Genomic DNA, 18549 nt, shown 5'->3' on the forward strand with positions numbered 1-18549 from the left:
TGGGGGCCGCGTGATGGAGAAGGTCGTCTCTGCATCCTCCCGCGCGGGCGGCATCGGGCGGCTCATCGCCCGCCATCCGTTCCTGCCGGCGCTGCTCATCGCGCTGGTGCTGCTGGCGCTCAACGGCTTCTACCAGCCGCGCAGCGTCAGCCTCGTCGGCCTGACCGGCCTGACCAAGACCTACATGGCGCTGATGCTGCTGGCGATCGCGCAGACCTATGTCGTCTATGCCGGCGACATCGACCTGTCGGTCGGGGCGATCGTCTCGCTGGTCAATGTCGTCCTCGTCGTGCTGATGGACCGCTGGGGCGGCGGCGGGCTGTCGATCTTCACCGCGATGGTGGCGGGGCTCGCCGTCGGCATCGCCTGCGGGGTGCTCAACGGCGTCGTCGTCGCGGCGCTGAGGCTCCAGGCCATCGTCGCCACCTTCGCCACCTCGATTTTCTTCACCGGGCTTGCCCTGTGGGTGCTGCCCGTCGCCGGCATGCCGGCGCCGACGGCGTTCTGGCGCACCTATGGCGGGCGCTTCCTCGACGTGCCGTTCGTGTTCTATGCGGTCGTCGTTCTGGCGGTGCTGCTCTACCTGATGGCGAAGCTCAGGCTCACCACCCAGCTTCTCACCGTGGGCGACGAGGCGCAGGGTGCCTACCAGAGCGGCCTGCCGGTGACGGCCATCCGCATCAAAGGCTATGCGCTGTGCGGCCTGTTCTGCGCGCTCGCCGCCTTCTGCATCACCGGCGACACGGCGAGCGGCGACCCGCTGGTCGGCGGCAAGATGACGCTCTATTCCGTCGCCGCCGTTGTGCTGGGCGGGGCGGCGCTCTCCGGCGGCTTCGGCACGGTGGTCGGCTCGGTCTTCGGCGCGCTGATCATCGGCCTGATCAACTCGCTGGTCTATTTCGTCGGCACGCCGTCGGAGTGGCAGAACCTCGTGCAGGGCCTCGCCATCCTCGTCGCGCTGATGGCCGGCATCCTTGTCGGCCGGGGAACTGGCGGACGGAGGGCGGGGCGATGACCGGCCTTCTCTCCCTCCTCAAGCAGCCGCTCACCGTCGCGCTCCTCCTCATCGTCGCGCTGCTCGCGCTCGGCGAGGCCCTGAGCCCCGGCTTCGCCTCGCCGCAGCAGATCCTGCGCCTCCTGATCGTCGCCGCCCTGCTCGGCATCGTCGCCGCGGGCCAGAACCTCGTCATCCTCGGCGGGCGCGAGGGCATCGACCTTTCGGTCGGCGGCATCGTCTCGCTGTCGGCCATCGTCGCCGGCAATTTGATGAACGGGTCCGATTCCGGCATCGCCCTCGCTATCGCCGGCTGCATCGCCACCGGCGCGTTCTTCGGTCTCGTCAACGGGCTCGGCGTCACCTTCCTGCGCATTCCGCCGCTGGTGATGACGCTCGGCATGCTCGGCGTGCTCCAGGGGCTGCTCGTCGTCATCCGGCAGGGCATTCCCTCCGGCCGCGCCGCGCCGTCCCTGTCGCACTTCGTCGCCCAGCCCTTCCTGTTCGGCCTGCCGGGTATCATCTGGCTGTGGCTCGGCGTCGGGCTCCTGATGGCCTTCCTGCTCCACCGCACCGTCTTCGGCCACCGCATCTACGCCATCGGTTCCAACGAGCAGGCGGCCGTCATGGCCGGCGTGCCGGCGGCAAGGGTGCGCGTCATGCTGTTCGTGCTGTCGGGCGTGTTCGCGGCCATCGCCGGCATCTGCCTTCTCGGCTATTCCGGCTCGTCCTTCGCCAATGTCGGCGAGCAGTACATGCTGCCGTCGATCATCGCCGTGGTCTTCGGCGGCACCTCGCTCGCCGGCGGCAAGGGCGGCTACACCGGCACCATGGCCGGCGCGGTGATGCTGGTCGTGCTGCAAAGCATCCTGACGACGGTCAACATCGACGAATCCGGCCGCCAGATGATCTTCGGCGCGACGCTGCTGGTGCTGATGCTGTTCTACGGCCGCGGAAGGGCGATGCGGGCATGAACGCGCGCCCGCCCAAGATGAAGGACATCGCGCGCACGCTCGGCGTGTCGTCGGCCACGGTGTCGCGCGCGCTTTCCGGCACCGGGCTGGTGGCCGAGCCGACGCTCACCCGCATCCGCGAGGCGGCCGAGGCGCTCGACTACCGGCCGAACGTTAGCGCCCGAAACTTACGCCGGCAAAGCTCCATGACCGTGCTGATGGTGGTGCGCGACATCGGCAACCCGTTCTATCTCGAGGTCATGAAGGGCGTCGAGGCGGCGGCGCGCGAGGCCGGCTACGCCGTGCTGATGGGCAATGCCGAGAACGACCCCGACCGCGAGGCCGAATATTTCGCCATGCTGCGCGACGGCAATGCCGACGGCATGGTGCTGATGACCGGCAAGCTGCCGTCGAGCCGCTTCCGGCTCGACAGGCTGCCCGTCGTCGTCGCGCTGGAGAGCATCGAGGGCACGGGCTTTCCCCATGTCGAGATCGACAATCACGGCGCGGCGCGCGAGGCCGTGCGCCACCTGATTTCGCTCGGCCACCGGCGCATCGCCCATATCGCCGGCCCGCTGGCCGAGCCGATGGCGATCAGGCGGCGCGACGGTTTTCGCGCGGCGATGGCGGAGGCGGGCCTTCCCATTCCAGCCGGCTACGAGCAGGCAGGCGACTATCTCCTGCAAGGCGGGCGCGACGGCTGCCGCGCTCTCCTCGCCCGTGCGGACGCGCCCACCGCGATCTTCTGCGCCAATGACGAGATGGCGTTCGGCGCGATCCACGAGCTGCGCCGCAGCGGTCTCGACGTGCCGCGCGACGTCTCCGTCGTCGGCTTCGACGACATCTATTTGAGCCAGGCGATCTACCCGCCGCTGACCACGGTGAGCCAGCCGCGCGCCGAGATCGGCCGCATGGCGATGGGCGTCCTGCTCGACATCATGGCCGGCGGCAAGCCGCCCGACGGCCCGGTGATGATGCCGACCACCCTGATGCTGCGCGAGAGCACCGCGCCGGCCCGTGAATTCGAACCGCTACGAGGATAAGGACATGACTGGACAAACGAGGCAGAGGCTGCGCATCGGGTTCGTGGGGTCGGGCTTCATCGCCCATTTCCACCTGCGGTCGATGGTCAGCGTGCGCAATGTCGACGTCACCGGCGTCTACAGCCGCAGCGCCGGGAAGCGCCAGCGTTTCGTCGACGCCGTGACCGAGCTCGGCATGGGCGAATGCCGCGGCTACGCGACACTCGAAGACATGCTCCGGGCCGACGACATCGACGCGGTGTGGATCCTCTCGCCCAACGACACCCGCCTCGGTGTCATGCGCACCCTCCATGCCGAGGTGAAGGCCGGCCGCTCGAAGGTCGTCGCCGTCGCCTGCGAGAAGCCGCTGGCGCGCACCATTTCGGAAGCGCGCGAGATGGTGCGCCTCGTCGAGGATGCCGGGCTGAACCACGGCTATCTGGAGAACCAGGTCTTCGCCACGCCGGTCAGCCGCGGCAAGGAGATCGTCTGGCGCCGCGCCGCCTCGACCACCGGCCGGCCCTATCTCGCCCGCGCGGCGGAAGAACATTCCGGCCCGCACGAGCCATGGTTCTGGCAGGGCGACAAGCAGGGCGGCGGCGTGCTCTCCGACATGATGTGCCATTCGGTCGAGGTCGCGCGCCATCTTCTGACCGCGCCGGGCGCGCCGCGCGATTCGCTCAAGGTCAAGTCGGTCAACGGTACGGTGGCGAACCTCAAATGGACGCGGCCTCATTATGCCGATCAGCTCGCCAGCCGCTTCGGCAAGGAGGTCGACTACCGCAACCGGCCGTCCGAGGATTTCGCCCGCGGCGTCGTCGCTCTCGAGGACGCGGACGGCAACGAACTGATGATCGAGGCGACGACCTCCTGGGCCTATGTCGGCGCCGGCCTGCGCATCCAGCTCGAGCTGCTCGGCCCCGAATACGCCATGGAGTTCAACTCGCTGGCGACGGGGCTCAAGATCTTCATGTCGCGCGCCGTCACCGGAGCCGAGGGCGAGGACCTGGTCGAGAAGCAGAATGCCGAGCAGGGCCTGATGCCGGTGCTGGAGGACGAGGAAGGCATCTACGGCTACACCGGCGAGAACCGCCACATGGTCGAGTGCTTCCGCAAGGGCGAGACGCCGATCGAGACCTTCCATGACGGCCTCGCCGTGGTCGAGATCCTGATGGGCCTCTACCGCTCGGCCGAGACCGGCGAGACCGTGCGCTTCCCCGCGCCGGAGCTGGAGGACTACGTGCCGGTTGTCGCCAGACGCCATGGCTGAGAAACGGGCGACCGAGGGGCCGGCCGCGCCCGGCCTCGCGGTCCTCCATGCGGAGATGGCGCGGCAGAACCGCGACGCGGCCGCCGCCTTCGACGCGGTCCGGCCCGATGCGGCGCGGATCGCCGCCCGCATCCGCGCCCTCGGCCGCGTCACGCTCCTCGGCATGGGCGCCTCGCACTGGGCCAACCGCATGGCGCTCTTCGCCTATCGCAAGGCCGGTATTCTCGCCGCGGCGGAGGTGGTGTCCGAGGCGATGCGCCAGCCGCCCGCACCGGGCGGGGTGATCCTGCTCACCTCCCAGTCGGGCGGCTCGGGCGAGATCAGGGCGTGGTTCTCGCGCTTCCCGGATAATGAAGACCAGTACGGCCTGACGCTGAATCGCGACGGATTCCTCGCCCGGACCGCCTTTTCGCTCGTCGCGCCGGTCGAGCGCGAGCGGGCCTTCGCCGCCACGCGCTCGATTATGGTGACGCTCGCCCTCCATGCCGCGATCCTCGACGCGCTGGGCGGCGGCGACCTTGCCGCCGAGATCGCGGCGCTGCGCGCGCTGTGGCAGGCGGACGCGCCGCCGCCCGCACCGCCGGCCGAGGCGATTGTCGCGCTCGTCTCTTGCCGCGCGCTCGTCCTTTCTTCGCGCATGCCGGTCCATGCCGCGCTCGAGGCCGCGGCGCTGACCTTCATTGAACTCGCCCGCGTACCGGCGCTGGCGCTGGAGACCGGCCAGCTCCTGCACGGGCCGATGGAGACGCTGTCGCCCGGCACCGCGCTGGTGCTGGCCCGCCCCGCCGGCGAGGATGCCGCCACGCTGACGCGTATCGCGCAGGCGGCGGTCGGACTCGGGCTGAAGCCCGTGCTGTTCGATCTCTCCGGCGGCGCGCCGGTCGCGGGCGCGGTGACGATTTGTCTTCCTTCCCGGCAAGGCCTTGCGGCGCAGGCGACGCTTCTGCCGGCGGCGCAGAGGCTCGTCATCGAGGCGGCGGCCGGACGCGTCGGCGAGGGCTTTGGCACGCCGCTGCGCTCTTCCAAGGTGACGGACGGGGAAAGCCCGTGACGGGGGTGCGGATCCTCGTCCTCGGCAACGCCAATGTCGATCTGGTGCTCGGCGAGATCGACGGCTGGCCGCGCATCGGCACCGAGATCAGGGTCGAGCGCGCCGAGATGCGCGCCGGCGGTTCGGCCGGCAACAGCGCGCTGGCGCTCGCCGGCATGGGCGTTCCGCATCGCTTCATCGCCTCGACCGGCAGCGACCCCAACGGCGCGTGGCTGCGTGGCGCGTTCGACGCCGCCTCCTGCGACTGGATCGACGACGACGGCGCGACGACGCTCACCGTCGGCATCGTCCACAAGGGCGGCGACCGCGCGTTCCTCACCACGCCCGGCCATCTCGACACCGCCCGCGTCGAGGAGCTCGTCGCGCGCCTGCCCGACGCGCCGCTCGGCCCCGCCTTCGCCCTCGTCTCCGGCGGCTTCCTGATGCCGGGCATCCGCGCCGGCACCGACGATCTTCTCGACGCGCTCACTGCGCGCGGCTGGCGCACGGCGATCGACCCCGGCTGGCCGCCGGAAGGCTGGCAAGAGGAGACGCTGCGGCTGATGGGAGGCTGGCTCGCCCGCGCCGACGTCGCCCTGCTCAACGAGGTCGAGGCCCAGGCCATCGCCGGGAAGGAGGGGACCGCGCCGGCGGCGGAGCTGCTCGCCGCGCGGCTCGCCCCCGGCCGCATCCTCGTCATCAAGCAGGGCGAGAAGGGCGCGGGCGCCTGGCAGGGCGGCCGGAATTTCCATGCCGCCGCGCCGAAGGTCCGCGTCATCGACACGGTCGGGGCGGGCGACACCTTCAATGCCGGCTTCCTTGCCGCGCTGGCGAAGGGGGCGGGGCCGGCCGCCGCGCTCGCCAAGGGTGTTCAGGCCGCCTCGCGCGCCGTCTCGACCTCGCCGCGCCGCTACGGGCCGTGAAACGGCCGGTTGACACAAGACGGCGGACGCGGGATCGGGCAAGAGGTTCGACAGCGGCGGCCCGTCCGCAATGAGGAGGAATTTCCCGACATGAGCAAGCTCACGCTCTGGCACTGCGCCGACGCCCGCTCCTTCCGCGCGCTGTGGGCGCTGGAGGAACTCGGCCTCGACTACGAACTGCGCGTGCTGCCCTTCCCGCCGCGCGCTTTCGACAAGGGCTATTTCGAGGAAAACCCGCTCGGCACGGTGCCGCTTCTGGTCGACGGCGCGACGCGGATGACGGAATCGGCCGCCATCCCTCATTATCTCGCCACCGTCCATGGCGGCGGCCGGCTGGCGCTTCCCGTCGACCATCCCGCATACGGCGCCTACCTCAACTGGCTGCATCACGGCGAGGCGACGCTGACCTTCCCGCAGACCATCTATCTTCGCTATGCGAAGCTGGAGCCCGAGGAGCGCCGCCAGCCGGTCGTCGCCGAGGATTACAAGAAATGGTTCCTCGGCCGGCTGAAGCTCGCCGAGGCGAGCCTCGCCGACGGGCGCGATTTCCTCGTCGGCGGCAGCTTCACCATGGCCGACATCTCGGTCGGCTACGCCATCATGCTGGCGCAGATGATCGGCATCGGGCCGGAACTGCCGCCGCACGCGCTCGGCTGGTTCCGCCGCCTGAAGACGCGGCCGGGCTATCTCGCCGCCAAGGAGGCGCAGAAGGCCGGGCCGCCGCTGTTTCAGCCGTCGTCGCCGGCGCGCGAATAGTTCTCGCCGAGGCACACGCGCATGCCGCGCGAGCCCTCGCGGATCGAGCGCGGCTTCAGCCCGAAGGCGGCGCGGATCGTGTGGCTGAAATGGCTGGAATCGGGATAGCCGAGGCCGAGCGCCACCGCGGTCAGGCTGTCCGCGCCATTGGCGTGGTCCATGAAGCGGCGTGCGCGCTTCCACATCCGCTGGGTGCGGAAGGAGGAGCCGGCCTCGTCCTTGAACAGGTGCAGGAAGCGCGAGGTGGAAAGCCCGACCGCGCCGGCGCAGGCCTCGGCAGAAATCGCCGTGTCCGGCAGCTCGTCGAGCAGGCGGGCGAGGACATGGCGCACGCGCTTGTCGATAGTGCGCGGCTTCAGCCGCTCGCGCAGGAAATAGCGGTCGAACTCGGCGGTGGAGAAGCCGCCGGCGTCCGCGCCCCGTGTCACCTCGCGCCGCGCGGTCAGGATGCGGCGGATCAGCCGCCCGTCCCCCGGCCCGTCATTGATGCGGCCAATGAAGGCGGCGGCGTCAGCCGCGTCGACCGTCTCGGGCTCGAAGCAGACGGTGGCGATGCGGCCGCTCGGCGTGCGCAGCCGGTGCGGCGCGAAGGCGGGAACGGCGGCGATGCGGCGCTTCTGCCACGGCCCGTCGCCGACGCGGATGTCGAGATGGCTGTCCGGCGAGGCGTAGACCGCGACCGCGCCGAGGCGGCGCGTGCTCATCGCGTTGCCGACGAGCCCGCTGTAGAACAGCCGCTCGCGGCCGATCAGCATCCGGCTCGGCAGCCTGTCATCGCGGTCCGTCATCGCCATTCTCCTCCCGCTTGCAAGCTAGAGGATCGCAGCGAAAAGGGGAATGCGGCTTTCACGCCCATCCGTGTCGATCAGGGCGCTTTTCCGATGGAGGCGGGCAGGCCGTTTACCCTCCGGCACTGTCCGGCGCGATCTCGATCAGGACCTGTCCGGCGGCGACCTGATCGCCGGGTGCGACGGTGACCGCCGCGACCAGCCCGGCAATGTCGGCGGCGTGGACATGCTCCATCTTCATCGCCTCCAGCGTGACCAGCGGCTGGCCGGGCGTGACGGCCGTGCCCGCCGCGACCTCGACCGCGACGACGCGCCCGCTCATCGCCGCCCTTACTTTGCCGTCGCCACCCGCCGCCCCGACGCGCGCGGCCGGCGCGCGGGTCAGGTCGCGCGCCGACCACACCGCGCCGCGATAGCGGAAATCGACGGTCGCGCCGTCTTGCGCGAAGGCCGCGCTTTCCATCACCCCGTCGAGCACGAAACGGACGCCTTCCCCGTCGCTTCCCACCGCCGCGAGGCGATGGTCGTCGCCGTCGATAACGACGGCGAAGTCGTGCGGCGAAAGCTGTGCCACCCGCGCGGCGACCGGCTCGCCGTCGAGGGTGAAGCTCAGCGCCACCGGCAGCGCGGGGGCGAGCGTCGCCGCCGCACCGTGATTGGCCGCGCCGGCCCGGTGGATAAACCAGGCGGCGAGCGCGGTGGCGCGGGCCTGCGCCTCACTGTTCCGCGCCGTCAGCGCGGCCTCGTTCCGGCCGATGAAGGCGGTGGTCGCCTCGCCCGCGGCGAAGACCGGATGAGCGAGGCAGCGGCCGAGGAATTCCTGGTTGGTGACGACGCCGAGCGCGGTCATCTCCTCCAGCGCCAGCAGCAGCCGGCGCCGCGCCTCCTCGCGCGTCGCGCCATGGGCGACGAGCTTGGCGATCATCGAATCGTAATAGGGCGGGATCGCGCCGCCCGGCCTGAGCGCGTGGTCGGTGCGGATGCCCTCGGCCGGCCGCCAGCCGCGCATCGTGCCGCTCTGCGGCATGAAGCCGTGCCGCGCGTCCTCGGCGCACAGCCGCACCTCGATGGCGTGGCCGGCAAAGGCGATCTCGTCCTGCGCGAGCGGCAGCGCCTCGCCGGCCGCGACGCGCAACTGCCATTCGACGAGGTCGAGGCCGGTGATCGCCTCCGTCACCGGATGCTCGACCTGGAGCCGCGTGTTCATCTCCATGAACCAGAAGCGGCCGTCCGGGTCGAGCAGGAATTCGAGCGTGCCCGCGCCCTCGTAGCCGATGGCCCGCGCCGCGGCCACCGCCGCCTCGCCCATCCGCGCGCGCAAGGCGGGGTCGACGGCGGGCGAGGGCGCTTCCTCGATCAGCTTCTGGTGGCGGCGCTGCACCGAGCAGTCGCGCTCGCCCAGATGCACGACATGGCCGTGGCGATCGGCGAAGACCTGGATCTCGACATGGCGCGGCTCGGCAACGGCGCGCTCGAGGATGACCGTGTCGTCGCCGAAGGCGTTCAGCGCCTCGGAGCGCGCCGCGCGCAGCAGCGAGGCGAAATCCTCCTGCCGTTCGCAGAGCCGCATGCCGCGCCCGCCGCCGCCGGCCGCCGCCTTGATCATCAGCGGAAAGCCGATCTTCCCGGCTTCTTCGGCAAGGCGCCCGGCGCTCTGGTCCTCGCCCTGATAGCCGGGGATGCAGGGAACGCCGGCCTCCTCCATCAGCCGCTTCGCGCCCGCCTTGTCGCCCATGGCAAGGATCGCCTCCGGCGACGGGCCGACGAAGACGAGGCCGGCAGCGCGGCAGGCTTCGGCGAAGCCGGCGTTCTCGGCGAGGAAGCCGTAGCCGGGATGGATCGCGTCCGCGCCCGTCCGGCGCGCGGAGTCGATGATCGCCTCGATGTCGAGATAGGATTGCGCCGGCAGCGGCCCGCCGATGCAGGCGGCGCGGTCGGCGGCCATGACATGGGCGGCGTCCGCGTCGGCCTCGGAATAGACCGCGACCGTGCGGTAGCCGAGCCGGCGCGCCGTCCTCATCACGCGCAGCGCGATCTCGCCGCGATTGGCGACCAGCAGGGTGGAAAAGGGTGTCATTCCGCTCATCGTCGCTCCGGCCGCCTCATCCCGCCTTGGGGAAGGTTCCCATGAACTTGCACAGGATCTGGAGCATCACCTCGTCCGCGCCGCCGCCGATCGAGGTGACGCGGCCGTCGCGGAAGATGCGCGCGACGTGGTTGTCCATCGTGTAGCCCATGCCGCCCCAGAATTGCAGGCAGCCGTCGGCCACCTCGCGGATCAGCCGCCCGGCCTTCAGCTTGGCCATGGTGGCGATGCGCGTGGCGTCCTCGCCGCGCACGATGGTCTCCACGCCCTGCCACGACAGCGCGCGCAGCGCGGCGACCTCGGTCTCCATCTCGGCCAGCCGGTAATGCACCCACTGGTTGTCGAGGAGCGGGCGGCCGAACGCCTTGCGCTCGCGCGTGTAGTCGACGGTCATGTCGATGGCGCGCTGCGCCATCGCCCCGGCGTTCAGCGCGCCCCACAGCCGCTCGTACTGGAACTGCTCCATCTGGTAGACGAAGCCCATGCCTTCCTCGCCGATGCGGTTCGCCTGCGGCACGCGCACGTCGTCGAAGAACAGTTGCGCCGTGTCCGACGCGTTCATGCCGATCTTGCGGATCTTCTTCGCGACGGAGACGCCCTTCGTCTTCATCGGCACCACGATCAGCGACTTGTTGCGATGCGGCGCGCCGTCCGAGGTGTTGGCGAGCAGGCAGCAGAAATCGGCCTGCGTGCCGCTCGTCGTCCACATCTTGCCGCCGTTGATGACGTAGTCGCCGCCGTCCTTGCGCGCCGTGGTGCGGATCGCGGCGACGTCCGAGCCGCCGCCGACCTCCGACACGCCGAGGCAGCAGACCGCCTCGCCGCGGATCGCCGGGCCAAGGACCGCCTCGCGCAGCTCCTTGCTGCCGTGGCGGGCGAGCGCCGGCGTCGCCATGTCGGTCTGCACGCCGATGGCCATCGGGATGCCGCCGCAATCGATGGCGGCGAGCGCCTCGGCCAGCACCGCCGGATAGGAATAGTCGAGGCCGAGGCCGCCATTCTCGACCGGCTTGTCGAGGCCGAGCAGGCCGAGGTCGCCGAGCTGGCCGAACACCTCTCGCGCCGGGAAGATTTCCTCCTCCTCCCATCGCTCGACATGGGGGTTGATCTTCTCGGCCGCCCAGCGGCGCACCGTGTTCCTGATCTCTTCGTGCTCGTGGGTAAGCTGCATCCGGTGTCCCCCGATCCTCATGGCCGCGCGACGGAAAACTGCATCGGCTGCGGCCGGCGTGCTTCCGCCTCGCGGCAGATGGCAAGCGTCGTCGCCAGCACCGCGCGGGTGTCGCGCGGGTCGATGACGCCGTCGTCCAGCAATTGCGCGCTGGTGGTGAAGACGTCCATCTGGCTCTCGAAATGCGCGATGATACGGCTCTTCATCAGGTCGAGCCTGGCATGGTCGACCTCGCCCTTGCGGCGCATGCCGGCCTCGGTGACGATGCGCATCGTCTCGGCCGCCTGCTCGCCGCCCATCACCGCGGTCTTGGCGTTCGGCCAGGAAAAGCAGAAGCGCGGGGAAAAGCCGCGTCCGCACATGCCGTAATTGCCCGCGCCGAACGAGGCGCCGCAATAGAGCGTGATCTGCGGCACGGTGGCGTTGGTCACGGCCTGGATCATCTTCGAGCCGTGCTTGATGATGCCGCCCTCCTCCGCCTCGCGCCCGACCATGAAGCCGGTGGTGTTGTTCAAATAGAGGATCGGCGTGCGCGACTGGCAGCAGGCCTGGATGAAATGTGTCGCTTTCGACGCGCCGGCGCTGTCGATCGGGCCGTTGTTGGTGACGACGCCGACCGGCCAGCCCTCGACGGCGAAATGGCCGCACACGGTGGCGCTGCCGTAGTTTTCGGAGAATTCGAGGAAGTCGGAGCCGTCGGCGATACGGGCTATCACCTGCCGCATGTCGACCGGGCGCTTGTGGTCCATCGGCATGATGCCGAGAAGGTCCTGCGCGTCGTGGAGCGGCGGGGAAAAGCCGCGCGCCCCGGCTTGCGGCAGGTCGCGGTTCCAGTCGAGCCTTGCCACGATCTCGCGGGCGATGCGGACGGCGTCGCGGTCGTCTTCGGCGAGGTAGTCGCCGAGGCCGGAAATCGAGGTGTGCATCTCCGCGCCGCCCAGCTCCTCCTCGCTCGCCACCTCGCCGGTCGCGGCCTTGAGCAGCGGCGGACCGGCGAGGAAGGCGTGCGAGCGCCCGCGCACCATGACGATGTAGTCGGAAAGCCCGGTCTGGTAAGCGCCGCCGGCCGTGGACGAGCCGTGAGTGACGGTAATCACCGGAAGGCCCGCTGCGGACATGCGGGCGAGGTTGCGGAAGGTGGTGCCGCCGTGGATGAAGTCGGCGACGCGATAGGTCATCAAATTGGCGCCGGCGCTCTCGACGAGCTGGACATAGGGCAGCCGGTTTTCGAGCGCGATCTCCTGCGCCCGCAGAATCTTGTCGAGCCCCATCGGCTGCAACGCACCGGCGTCGATGCCGGAATCGGAGACGATGATCATCGCCCGCGCGCCGGAAACGAAGCCGATGCCGGCGATGACGCCACCGCCCGGCACGCTTTTGTCGAGGTCGGGCGTGTCCATGCCGAGGCCGGCGAGCGCGCAAAGCTCGAGGAACGGCGCGCCCGGATCGAGCAGCAGCGCCAGCCGCTGGCGCGGCAGCAACTGGCCGCGCTTCTCGAACCGCTCGGTCGAGGCCGCCGACTTCGCCTCGGTGCGGCGGCGGAAGCCGTCGACGCGCTCGATCAGCGCCAGCATGCCGTCGCGATTGGCGCGGAAGACATCGCTGCCGGTCGAGACGGTCGATTCGATCACTGCCATGGGCGTCAATCCTGCTTAACGGCGCGAGACTAGGCGGTGGCCTCAGCGGTTTCTTGTGTCCACTCGCTGACACTGCGGGGCAGCGCCTCGCCGCAAGAACGCGCCCGCGCCCGACTCTATCGTCCGCACGAGACGCATCCGGGAGCGAGGAAAGCCGCCGATGATCGAAGGACTGTTCGAACGCCCTGCCGGGCTCGGCCTCCTCACCGCGGAGCACGACGCGCTGCGCCGGACAGTGCGCGCCTTCGTCGCGCGCGAGATCGCGCCCAACATCGCCGCGTGGGAGGAGGCGCGCCGCCTGCCGCGCGCGCTCTACCGCAAGGCGGCGCAGATCGGCCTTCAGGGGCTGATCTTCCCCGAGGCGCTGGGCGGTTCGGGCGGCGATTTCCTGATGCAGATCGTGGCGAGCGAGGAGATCGCCCGCGCCGGGGCCGGCGGCGTCTGCGCCTCGCTCGGCTCCTACATGATCGGCCTGCCGCCGATCGTGAAGCTCGGCTCGCCGGAAATCCTCGAAACCTACGCGCGGCCGATCATCGCCGGGGAGAAGATTGCGGCGCTCGCCGTCACCGAGCCGGGCGGCGGCTCGGACGTGGCCGCGCTGCGCACCGCGGCCCGGCGCGAGGGCGACCACTATGTCGTCAACGGCGAGAAGACCTTCATCACCTCCGGCATGCAGGCCGACGTCTTCACCGTCGCCGTGCGCACCGATCCCGCCTCGAAGGGCGCGCGCGGCATCTCCTTCCTCGTCGTCGACGGCGACGCGCCGGGGCTGGAGCGGGCCGAGCTCGACAAGATGGGCTGGCACGCCTCCGACACCGCGCATCTGACCTTCCGCGACGTGCGCGTGCCGGCGGGCAACCTGCTCGGGCGCGAGCATGAGGGCTTCTCGGCCGTGATGCTCAATTTCAACGACGAGCGGCTGACCATCGCCGCGCAGGCGATCGGGCAGGCCGAAGCCTGCTTCACAGAAGCGCTGTCATGGGCGCGCGAGCGGGAGACCTTCGGCCGCAAGCTCATCGACAACCAGGTGATCCGCCACCGGCTGGTCGACATGGCGATGCGGATCGACGCGGCCCGCACCCTGCTCTATGACGTGGTCGAGCGGCGGATGGCCGAACGCGACGCGCTTCCCGTTCATGTCGCGCGCACGGCCATGGCCAAGATCACCGCCACCGACGCCCTGTTCGCGGTCGCCAACGCCGCGGTGCAGATCCTCGGCGGCATGGGCTACATGCGCGGCACCGTCTCGGAGCGGGTGTTCCGCGAGACCAAGGTCCTGTCCATCGGCGGCGGCGGCGACGAGATCCTGAAGGACCTCGCGGCCCGCCAGATGGGTTTCTAAGCCGGCTCAGTTCTGGCTCAGCGTCCGCCGCACCGCGTCCTGCCAGCCGGCAAGCTTCTTCTTGAGCGTGCCCTCGTCCATCTGCGGCTGGAAGCGCCGCTCCAGCGCCCAGCTCTCGGCGAAGGCGTCCGCGCCCGGCCAGACGCCGGCGCGCGAGCCGGCCAGCCATGCCGCGCCCAGCGCGGTGGTTTCGAGAATGCGCGGCCGGTCGACCGGCGCGTCGAGGATGTCGGCCAGCCGCTGCATGGTCCAGTCCGAGGCAACCATGCCGCCGTCGACGCGCAGCACCGTCGCCTTGCCCTTGGCCTTCCAGTCGCGGTGCATGGCGGTGAGCAGGTCGCGCGTCTGGAACGCGACCGATTCGAGCGCCGCGCGCGCGAACTCGGCCGGGCCGGAGCCGCGCGTCAGGCCGAAGATCGCGCCGCGCGCCTCCGCGTCCCAGTGCGGCGCGCCGAGGCCGACGAAGGCCGGCACGAGGTAGATGTCCTGCGCCGGGTCCGCCTCCGCCGCCAGCCGGCCGCTGTCGGCGGCCTTGGCGATCATCTTCGCCCCGTCGCGCAGCCACTGAACGGCGGCGCCGGCGACGAAGATCGAGCCTTCGAGCGCATAGGTGGTGCGCCCGTCCAGCCGGTAGGCGATGGTGGAGAGCAGCCGGTTCCTAGAGCGCACGACCGCGTCGCCGGTGTTGAGCAGCGCGAAACAGCCGGTGCCGTAGGTCGATTTCATCATGCCCGGCTTGAAGCAGGCCTGGCCGATGGTCGCGGCCTGCTGGTCGCCGGCGACGCCGAGGATCGGGATTTCCGCGCCGAACAGGCTTTTCTGCGTCGTGCCGAAATCGGCGGCGCAGTCCTTCACCTCTGGCAGCATGGCGGCCGGGATGCGCAGGATGTCGAGAAGCTCGTCGTCCCAGCGGTTTTCAACGATGTTGTAGACCAGCGTGCGCGAGGCGTTGGTGGCGTCGGTGGCGTGGACCGCGCCGCCCGTCAGCCGCCAGATCAGGAACGAATCGACCGTGCCGGCGAGCAATTCGCCCTTCTCGGCGCGCCGGCGCGCGCTCTTCACCTTGTCGAGGATCCACGCCATCTTGGTGCCCGAGAAGTAGGGGTCGAGCAGCAGGCCGGTCTTCCTCGCGAATTTCGGCTCCAGCCCCTTTTTCTTCAGCTTCTGGCAGAAGGCGGCGGTGCGCCGGTCCTGCCAGACGATGGCGTTGTGGATGGCCTTGCCGGTGGCCTTGTCCCAGATCACCGTCGTCTCGCGCTGGTTGGTGATGCCGATGGCGGCGACGGCGTCGGCCTTCAGCTTCGCCTTCTTCAGCGCCTGCTTCACCGACCAGACCGTCGTCTCCCAAAGGTCCTCGGGATCGTGCTCGACCCAGCCGGAGGCAGGGAAGTGCTGGGGAAACTCCTTCTGGCCGATGGCGACGATGGCCATCTTCTCGTCGAAGACGATGGCGCGGGAGGAGGTGGTTCCCTGGTCGATGGCGAGGATGTGCTTGCGCATGGGCGGCCGGTCGCGGATCAAGGTCATGGAAGGCGGGTGCGGTGCGGGCGGGGGATCGCTCCCCCGCCCGCGAGCTTACAGCGCAGTCGTGGTTACTGCCAGCTCTTGACCAGCTCGTCGTAGTTGACGGTCTGCGGCTGTTCCTTCTCGTTCTCGATCTTGAGCTGCGGCGCGATGTTGCCCTTGGCCACCGCGTCCTTGTTCCAGTATTCGAGATCGTGCTCCTCGGCGAGCTTGGGGCCGATGTCGCCCTGCACGCCGGCGCGCTCGAGGCGAGCCATCACCTGCTCCTGCTCGGCGCACAGCGAGTCCATCGCCTCCTGCGCGGTCTTGGCGCCCGACGAGGCGTCGCCGATCGCCTGCCACCACAGCTGCGCCAGCTTCGGATAGTCAGGCACGTTGGTGCCGGTCGGCGACCATTGCAGGCGGGCCGGCGAGCGGTAGAACTCGACGAGGCCGCCGAGCTTGGGCGCGCGGTCGGTGAAGCTCTGGTGGTCGAGCGTCGACTGGCGGATGAAGGTCAGGCCGACATGGCTCTTCTTGACGTCGACGGTCTTCGACGTGACGAACTGGGCGTAGAGCCAGGCCGCCTTGGCGCGGTCGTCGGGCGTGGACTTCATCAGCGTCCACGAGCCGGCGTCCTGATAGCCGAGCTTCATGCCGTCCTTCCAGTAGACGCCGTGCGGCGAGGGGGCGAAGCGCCATTTCGGCGTGCCGTCCTCGTTGACCACGGGCAGCCCCTCCTTGACGAAGTCGGCGGTGAAGGCGGTGTAGGTGAACATCTGCTGGGCGACCTCGCCCTGCGACGGCACCGGGCCGGATTCGGAGAAGGTCATGCCTTGCGCCGCGGCCGGCGCGTACTTCTTCATCCATTCGAGATATTTCTCGATGGCGTAGACCGAGGCCGGGCCGTTGGTGTCGCCGCCGCGCGCGACGCACGAGCCGACGGGCCGCGAGTTCTCGTCGACCTTGATGCCCCATTCGTCGACCGGCAGGCCGTTCGGGATGCCCTTGTCGCCGTTGCCGGCCATCGACAGCCAGGCGTCGGTGAAGCGCCAGCCGAGCGAGGGGTCCTTCTTGCCGTAGTCCATGTGGCCGTAGACCTTTTTGCCGTCGATCTCGCGGCCGGTGAAGAACTCGGCGATGTCCTCATAGGCCGACCAGTTGACCGGCACGCCGAGGTCGTAGCCGTACTTCGCCTTGAAGTCGGCCTTGTTAGTCTCGTCGTTGAACCAGTCGTAGCGGAAGAAATAGAGGTTGGCGAACTGCTGGTCGGGCAGCTGGTAGAGGTCGCCGTCCGGCGCGGTGGTGAACGACTTGCCGATGAAGTCGTCGATGTCGAGATTGGGGTTGGTGACGTCCTTGCCCTCGTTTTCCATCCACTTGGTCAGGCTGCGCGCCTGCTGGTAGCGCCAGTGGGTGCCGATCAGGTCGGAATCGTTGATGTAGGCGTCGTAGATGTTCTCTCCCGACTGCATCTGCGTCTGCAGCTTCTCGACGACGTCGCCCTCGCCGATCAGGTCGTGGGTGATGTTGATGCCGGTGATCTTCGAGAAGGCGGGCGCCAGCACCCGCGCCTCGTATTCGTGGGTGGTGATGGTTTCCGACACCACCTTGATGTCCATGCCCTTGAAGGCTTCCGCCGCCTTGATGAACCATTCCATCTCGGCTTCCTGCCCGGCGCGGTCGAGCGCGGACATGTCGCCGATCTCGGCGTCGAGGAAGGCGCGCGCGGCGTCCATGTCCGCGAAGGCCGGAATTGCCCCGAACAGAAGCGTGAAGGCGGTGGTCGATGCCAGTAATTGCCGTCGCATGATTTCCTCCCATGGATTGCGATTGCATGTCCGGCCTCGCCGCGGGTTCGCGGCGAGGCCGTCTTCTTTCTCCCTAGACGTATCGGAACACGCCGATGGCGTAGACGACAGACAGGGCGAGAGCCCACCACAGGTCGGGTCCGACGAGACCCAGCCAGGCAAGATGGATGAAGGCGGAGCCGAGCAGCGACACGAACAGGCGGTCGCCGCGCGTCGTCTCGAAGCGCAGCACGCCGACGCGCGGGTTGCCGCCCGGCGAGACGTATTCCCACACCGCCATCGCCGCGAGCAGGGCGAAGATGGTGGCGAAGAAGGCGGCGGTCGGCCAGGTCCAGGCCATCCAGGAAAAGGTCATCCTCATACCCTCCCGTCATACCCGGCCAAGGGCGAAGCCCTTGGCGATGTAGTTGCGCACGAACCAGATGACGAGCGCGCCGGGGATCAGCGTCAGCACGCCGGCGGCCGCCAGCACGCCCCAGTCGAGACCGGAGGCCGAGACCGTGCGCGTCATCGTCGCGGCGATCGGCTTGGCGTCGGTCGTCGTCAGCGTGCGGGCGATCAGCAGCTCGACCCACGAGAACATGAAGCAGAAGAAGGCGGCGACGCCGATTCCGCTCGCGATCAGCGGCATGAATATCTTCACGAAGAAGCGCGGGAAGGAATAGCCGTCGATATAGGCGGTCTCGTCGATCTCCTTCGGCACGCCGGACATGAAGCCCTCGAGGATCCACACCGCCAGCGGCACGTTAAACAGGCAGTGCGCCAGCGCCACCGCGATGTGGGTGTCGATCAGCCCGAAGGCGGAATAGAGCTGGAAGAACGGCAGCGCGAACACCGCCGGCGGGGCCATGCGGTTGGTGAGCAGCCAGAAGAACAGGTGCTTGTCGCCGAGGAAGCGGTAGCGCGAGAAGGCGTAGGCCGCCGGCAAGGCCACGGCGACCGACAGCACTGTGTTCATCACCACGTAGATGATCGAGTTGATGTAGCCCGAATACCATGAGGCGTCGGTGAAGATCACCGTATAGTTGCGCAAGGTGGGATTTTGCGGCCACAGCGAGAACGCGCCGGTGATCTCGGCATTGGTCTTGAAGCTCATGTTGACGAGCCAGTAGATCGGCAGCATCAGGAACAGGATGTAGAGCGTCGGCACCAGCCACCAGAAGCGGGAGGCGGCGCCGCGCCGGCGCATCCGGCGCTGGAGCCCGGCATCCTCGGCCGGGCGCGCGGGAGAGGCGGCCGGCATCTCGCGCAGGCTGGTCGCCG

General features: G+C 69.4%; 16 protein-coding genes. 8 read left to right on the top strand and 8 right to left on the bottom strand.

Going from position 1 to position 18549, the window contains the following annotated elements; all coding sequences use genetic code 11:
• Window positions 1–13 precede the first annotated feature (13 nt).
• The 7 genes from M9945_RS02695 (at window position 14) to M9945_RS02725 (ending at window position 6948) form a co-directional block, all read left to right on the top strand.
• A complete protein-coding gene (locus M9945_RS02695) occupies window positions 14–1015 on the top strand; it encodes an ABC transporter permease (protein ID WP_367943295.1) in 1002 nt (333 codons plus the stop codon).
• A complete protein-coding gene (locus M9945_RS02700; protein WP_367943296.1) occupies window positions 1012–1968 on the top strand; it encodes an ABC transporter permease in 957 nt (318 codons plus the stop codon). The genes M9945_RS02695 and M9945_RS02700 overlap by 4 nt, the downstream gene beginning before the upstream one ends.
• Complete coding sequence (locus M9945_RS02705) at window positions 1965–2990, top strand: LacI family DNA-binding transcriptional regulator (RefSeq protein ID WP_367943297.1); 1026 nt, start codon at window positions 1965–1967, stop codon at window positions 2988–2990. Before M9945_RS02700 ends, M9945_RS02705 begins: the two co-directional genes overlap by 4 nt.
• 4 nt (window positions 2991–2994) lie before the next feature.
• The gene (locus tag M9945_RS02710) at window positions 2995–4239 is read left to right on the top strand and encodes a Gfo/Idh/MocA family protein (RefSeq protein WP_367943298.1); all 1245 of its coding nucleotides are present in this window, start codon (window positions 2995–2997) and stop codon (window positions 4237–4239) included.
• Window positions 4232–5290, top strand: a complete 1059-nt coding sequence (locus tag M9945_RS02715) for an SIS domain-containing protein (protein ID WP_367943299.1) — start codon at window positions 4232–4234, stop codon at window positions 5288–5290. Before M9945_RS02710 ends, M9945_RS02715 begins: the two co-directional genes overlap by 8 nt.
• Window positions 5287–6192 (top strand): carbohydrate kinase family protein, encoded by a 906-nt coding sequence (locus M9945_RS02720; protein WP_367943300.1) that lies wholly within the window; start codon window positions 5287–5289, stop codon window positions 6190–6192. The genes M9945_RS02715 and M9945_RS02720 overlap by 4 nt, the downstream gene beginning before the upstream one ends.
• Window positions 6193–6282: 90 nt before the next feature.
• On the top strand, window positions 6283–6948 hold the full coding sequence (locus tag M9945_RS02725; RefSeq protein ID WP_367943301.1) for a glutathione S-transferase family protein: 666 nt from the start codon (window positions 6283–6285) through the stop codon (window positions 6946–6948).
• Here M9945_RS02725 and M9945_RS02730 read toward each other — a convergent pair.
• The 4 genes from M9945_RS02730 to M9945_RS02745 form a co-directional block, all read right to left on the bottom strand.
• Window positions 6921–7736 (bottom strand): helix-turn-helix domain-containing protein, encoded by an 816-nt coding sequence (locus M9945_RS02730; protein WP_367943302.1) that lies wholly within the window; start codon window positions 7734–7736, stop codon window positions 6921–6923. The genes M9945_RS02725 and M9945_RS02730 overlap by 28 nt on opposite strands.
• A gap of 112 nt (window positions 7737–7848) precedes the next feature.
• Entirely contained in the window at window positions 7849–9822 is a 1974-nt protein-coding gene (locus M9945_RS02735; protein WP_367943303.1) for an acetyl-CoA carboxylase biotin carboxylase subunit, read from the bottom strand.
• 16 nt (window positions 9823–9838) lie between these two features.
• Window positions 9839–10993: an acyl-CoA dehydrogenase family protein gene (locus tag M9945_RS02740; RefSeq protein ID WP_367943304.1), complete on the bottom strand. Its 1155-nt coding sequence runs from the start codon at window positions 10991–10993 to the stop codon at window positions 9839–9841.
• Between the two features lie 17 nt (window positions 10994–11010).
• Complete coding sequence (locus M9945_RS02745; protein WP_367943305.1) at window positions 11011–12630, bottom strand: acyl-CoA carboxylase subunit beta; 1620 nt, start codon at window positions 12628–12630, stop codon at window positions 11011–11013.
• A 160-nt stretch (window positions 12631–12790) separates the two neighbouring features.
• Here M9945_RS02745 and M9945_RS02750 point away from each other — a divergent pair, with 160 nt between their 5' ends.
• On the top strand, window positions 12791–13972 hold the full coding sequence (locus M9945_RS02750; RefSeq protein WP_367943306.1) for an acyl-CoA dehydrogenase family protein: 1182 nt from the start codon (window positions 12791–12793) through the stop codon (window positions 13970–13972).
• 6 nt (window positions 13973–13978) lie between these two features.
• Here M9945_RS02750 and glpK read toward each other — a convergent pair whose 3' ends face one another.
• The 4 genes from glpK to M9945_RS02770 all read right to left on the bottom strand — a co-directional run bounded on the left by glpK (window position 13979) and on the right by M9945_RS02770 (window position 18529).
• The gene (gene glpK / locus M9945_RS02755) at window positions 13979–15472 is read right to left on the bottom strand and encodes a glycerol kinase GlpK (RefSeq protein WP_367944748.1); all 1494 of its coding nucleotides are present in this window, start codon (window positions 15470–15472) and stop codon (window positions 13979–13981) included.
• 92 nt (window positions 15473–15564) lie between these two features.
• Entirely contained in the window at window positions 15565–17286 is a 1722-nt protein-coding gene (locus M9945_RS02760) for an ABC transporter substrate-binding protein (RefSeq protein ID WP_367943307.1), read from the bottom strand.
• 73 nt (window positions 17287–17359) lie between these two features.
• Window positions 17360–17641, bottom strand: coding sequence for a DUF2160 domain-containing protein (locus M9945_RS02765; RefSeq protein WP_367943308.1), 282 nt, complete (start codon window positions 17639–17641; stop codon window positions 17360–17362).
• A gap of 15 nt (window positions 17642–17656) precedes the next feature.
• Window positions 17657–18529, bottom strand: coding sequence for a carbohydrate ABC transporter permease (locus M9945_RS02770; protein ID WP_367944749.1), 873 nt, complete (start codon window positions 18527–18529; stop codon window positions 17657–17659).
• Window positions 18530–18549: the final 20 nt, after the last annotated feature.

The sequence above is a fragment of the Aquamicrobium sp. genome (assembly GCF_023954335.1).
In the GTDB taxonomy this organism is placed as follows: Bacteria; Pseudomonadota; Alphaproteobacteria; order Rhizobiales; family Rhizobiaceae; genus Aerobium.

Coding starts and splice junctions, on each gene's coding strand:
- M9945_RS02765 (WP_367943308.1), bottom strand. CDS start 17,641: ATGACCTTTTCCTGGATGGCCTGGACCTGGCCGACCGCCGCCTTCTTC.
- M9945_RS02705 (WP_367943297.1), top strand. CDS start 1,965: ATGAACGCGCGCCCGCCCAAGATGAAGGACATCGCGCGCACGCTCGGC.
- glpK (WP_367944748.1), bottom strand. CDS start 15,472: ATGCGCAAGCACATCCTCGCCATCGACCAGGGAACCACCTCCTCCCGC.
- M9945_RS02770 (WP_367944749.1), bottom strand. CDS start 18,529: ATGCCGGCCGCCTCTCCCGCGCGCCCGGCCGAGGATGCCGGGCTCCAG.
- M9945_RS02750 (WP_367943306.1), top strand. CDS start 12,791: ATGATCGAAGGACTGTTCGAACGCCCTGCCGGGCTCGGCCTCCTCACC.
- M9945_RS02710 (WP_367943298.1), top strand. CDS start 2,995: ATGACTGGACAAACGAGGCAGAGGCTGCGCATCGGGTTCGTGGGGTCG.
- M9945_RS02715 (WP_367943299.1), top strand. CDS start 4,232: ATGGCTGAGAAACGGGCGACCGAGGGGCCGGCCGCGCCCGGCCTCGCG.
- M9945_RS02735 (WP_367943303.1), bottom strand. CDS start 9,822: ATGAGCGGAATGACACCCTTTTCCACCCTGCTGGTCGCCAATCGCGGC.
- M9945_RS02760 (WP_367943307.1), bottom strand. CDS start 17,286: ATGCGACGGCAATTACTGGCATCGACCACCGCCTTCACGCTTCTGTTC.
- M9945_RS02740 (WP_367943304.1), bottom strand. CDS start 10,993: ATGCAGCTTACCCACGAGCACGAAGAGATCAGGAACACGGTGCGCCGC.
- M9945_RS02745 (WP_367943305.1), bottom strand. CDS start 12,630: ATGGCAGTGATCGAATCGACCGTCTCGACCGGCAGCGATGTCTTCCGC.
- M9945_RS02730 (WP_367943302.1), bottom strand. CDS start 7,736: ATGACGGACCGCGATGACAGGCTGCCGAGCCGGATGCTGATCGGCCGC.
- M9945_RS02725 (WP_367943301.1), top strand. CDS start 6,283: ATGAGCAAGCTCACGCTCTGGCACTGCGCCGACGCCCGCTCCTTCCGC.
- M9945_RS02695 (WP_367943295.1), top strand. CDS start 14: ATGGAGAAGGTCGTCTCTGCATCCTCCCGCGCGGGCGGCATCGGGCGG.
- M9945_RS02700 (WP_367943296.1), top strand. CDS start 1,012: ATGACCGGCCTTCTCTCCCTCCTCAAGCAGCCGCTCACCGTCGCGCTC.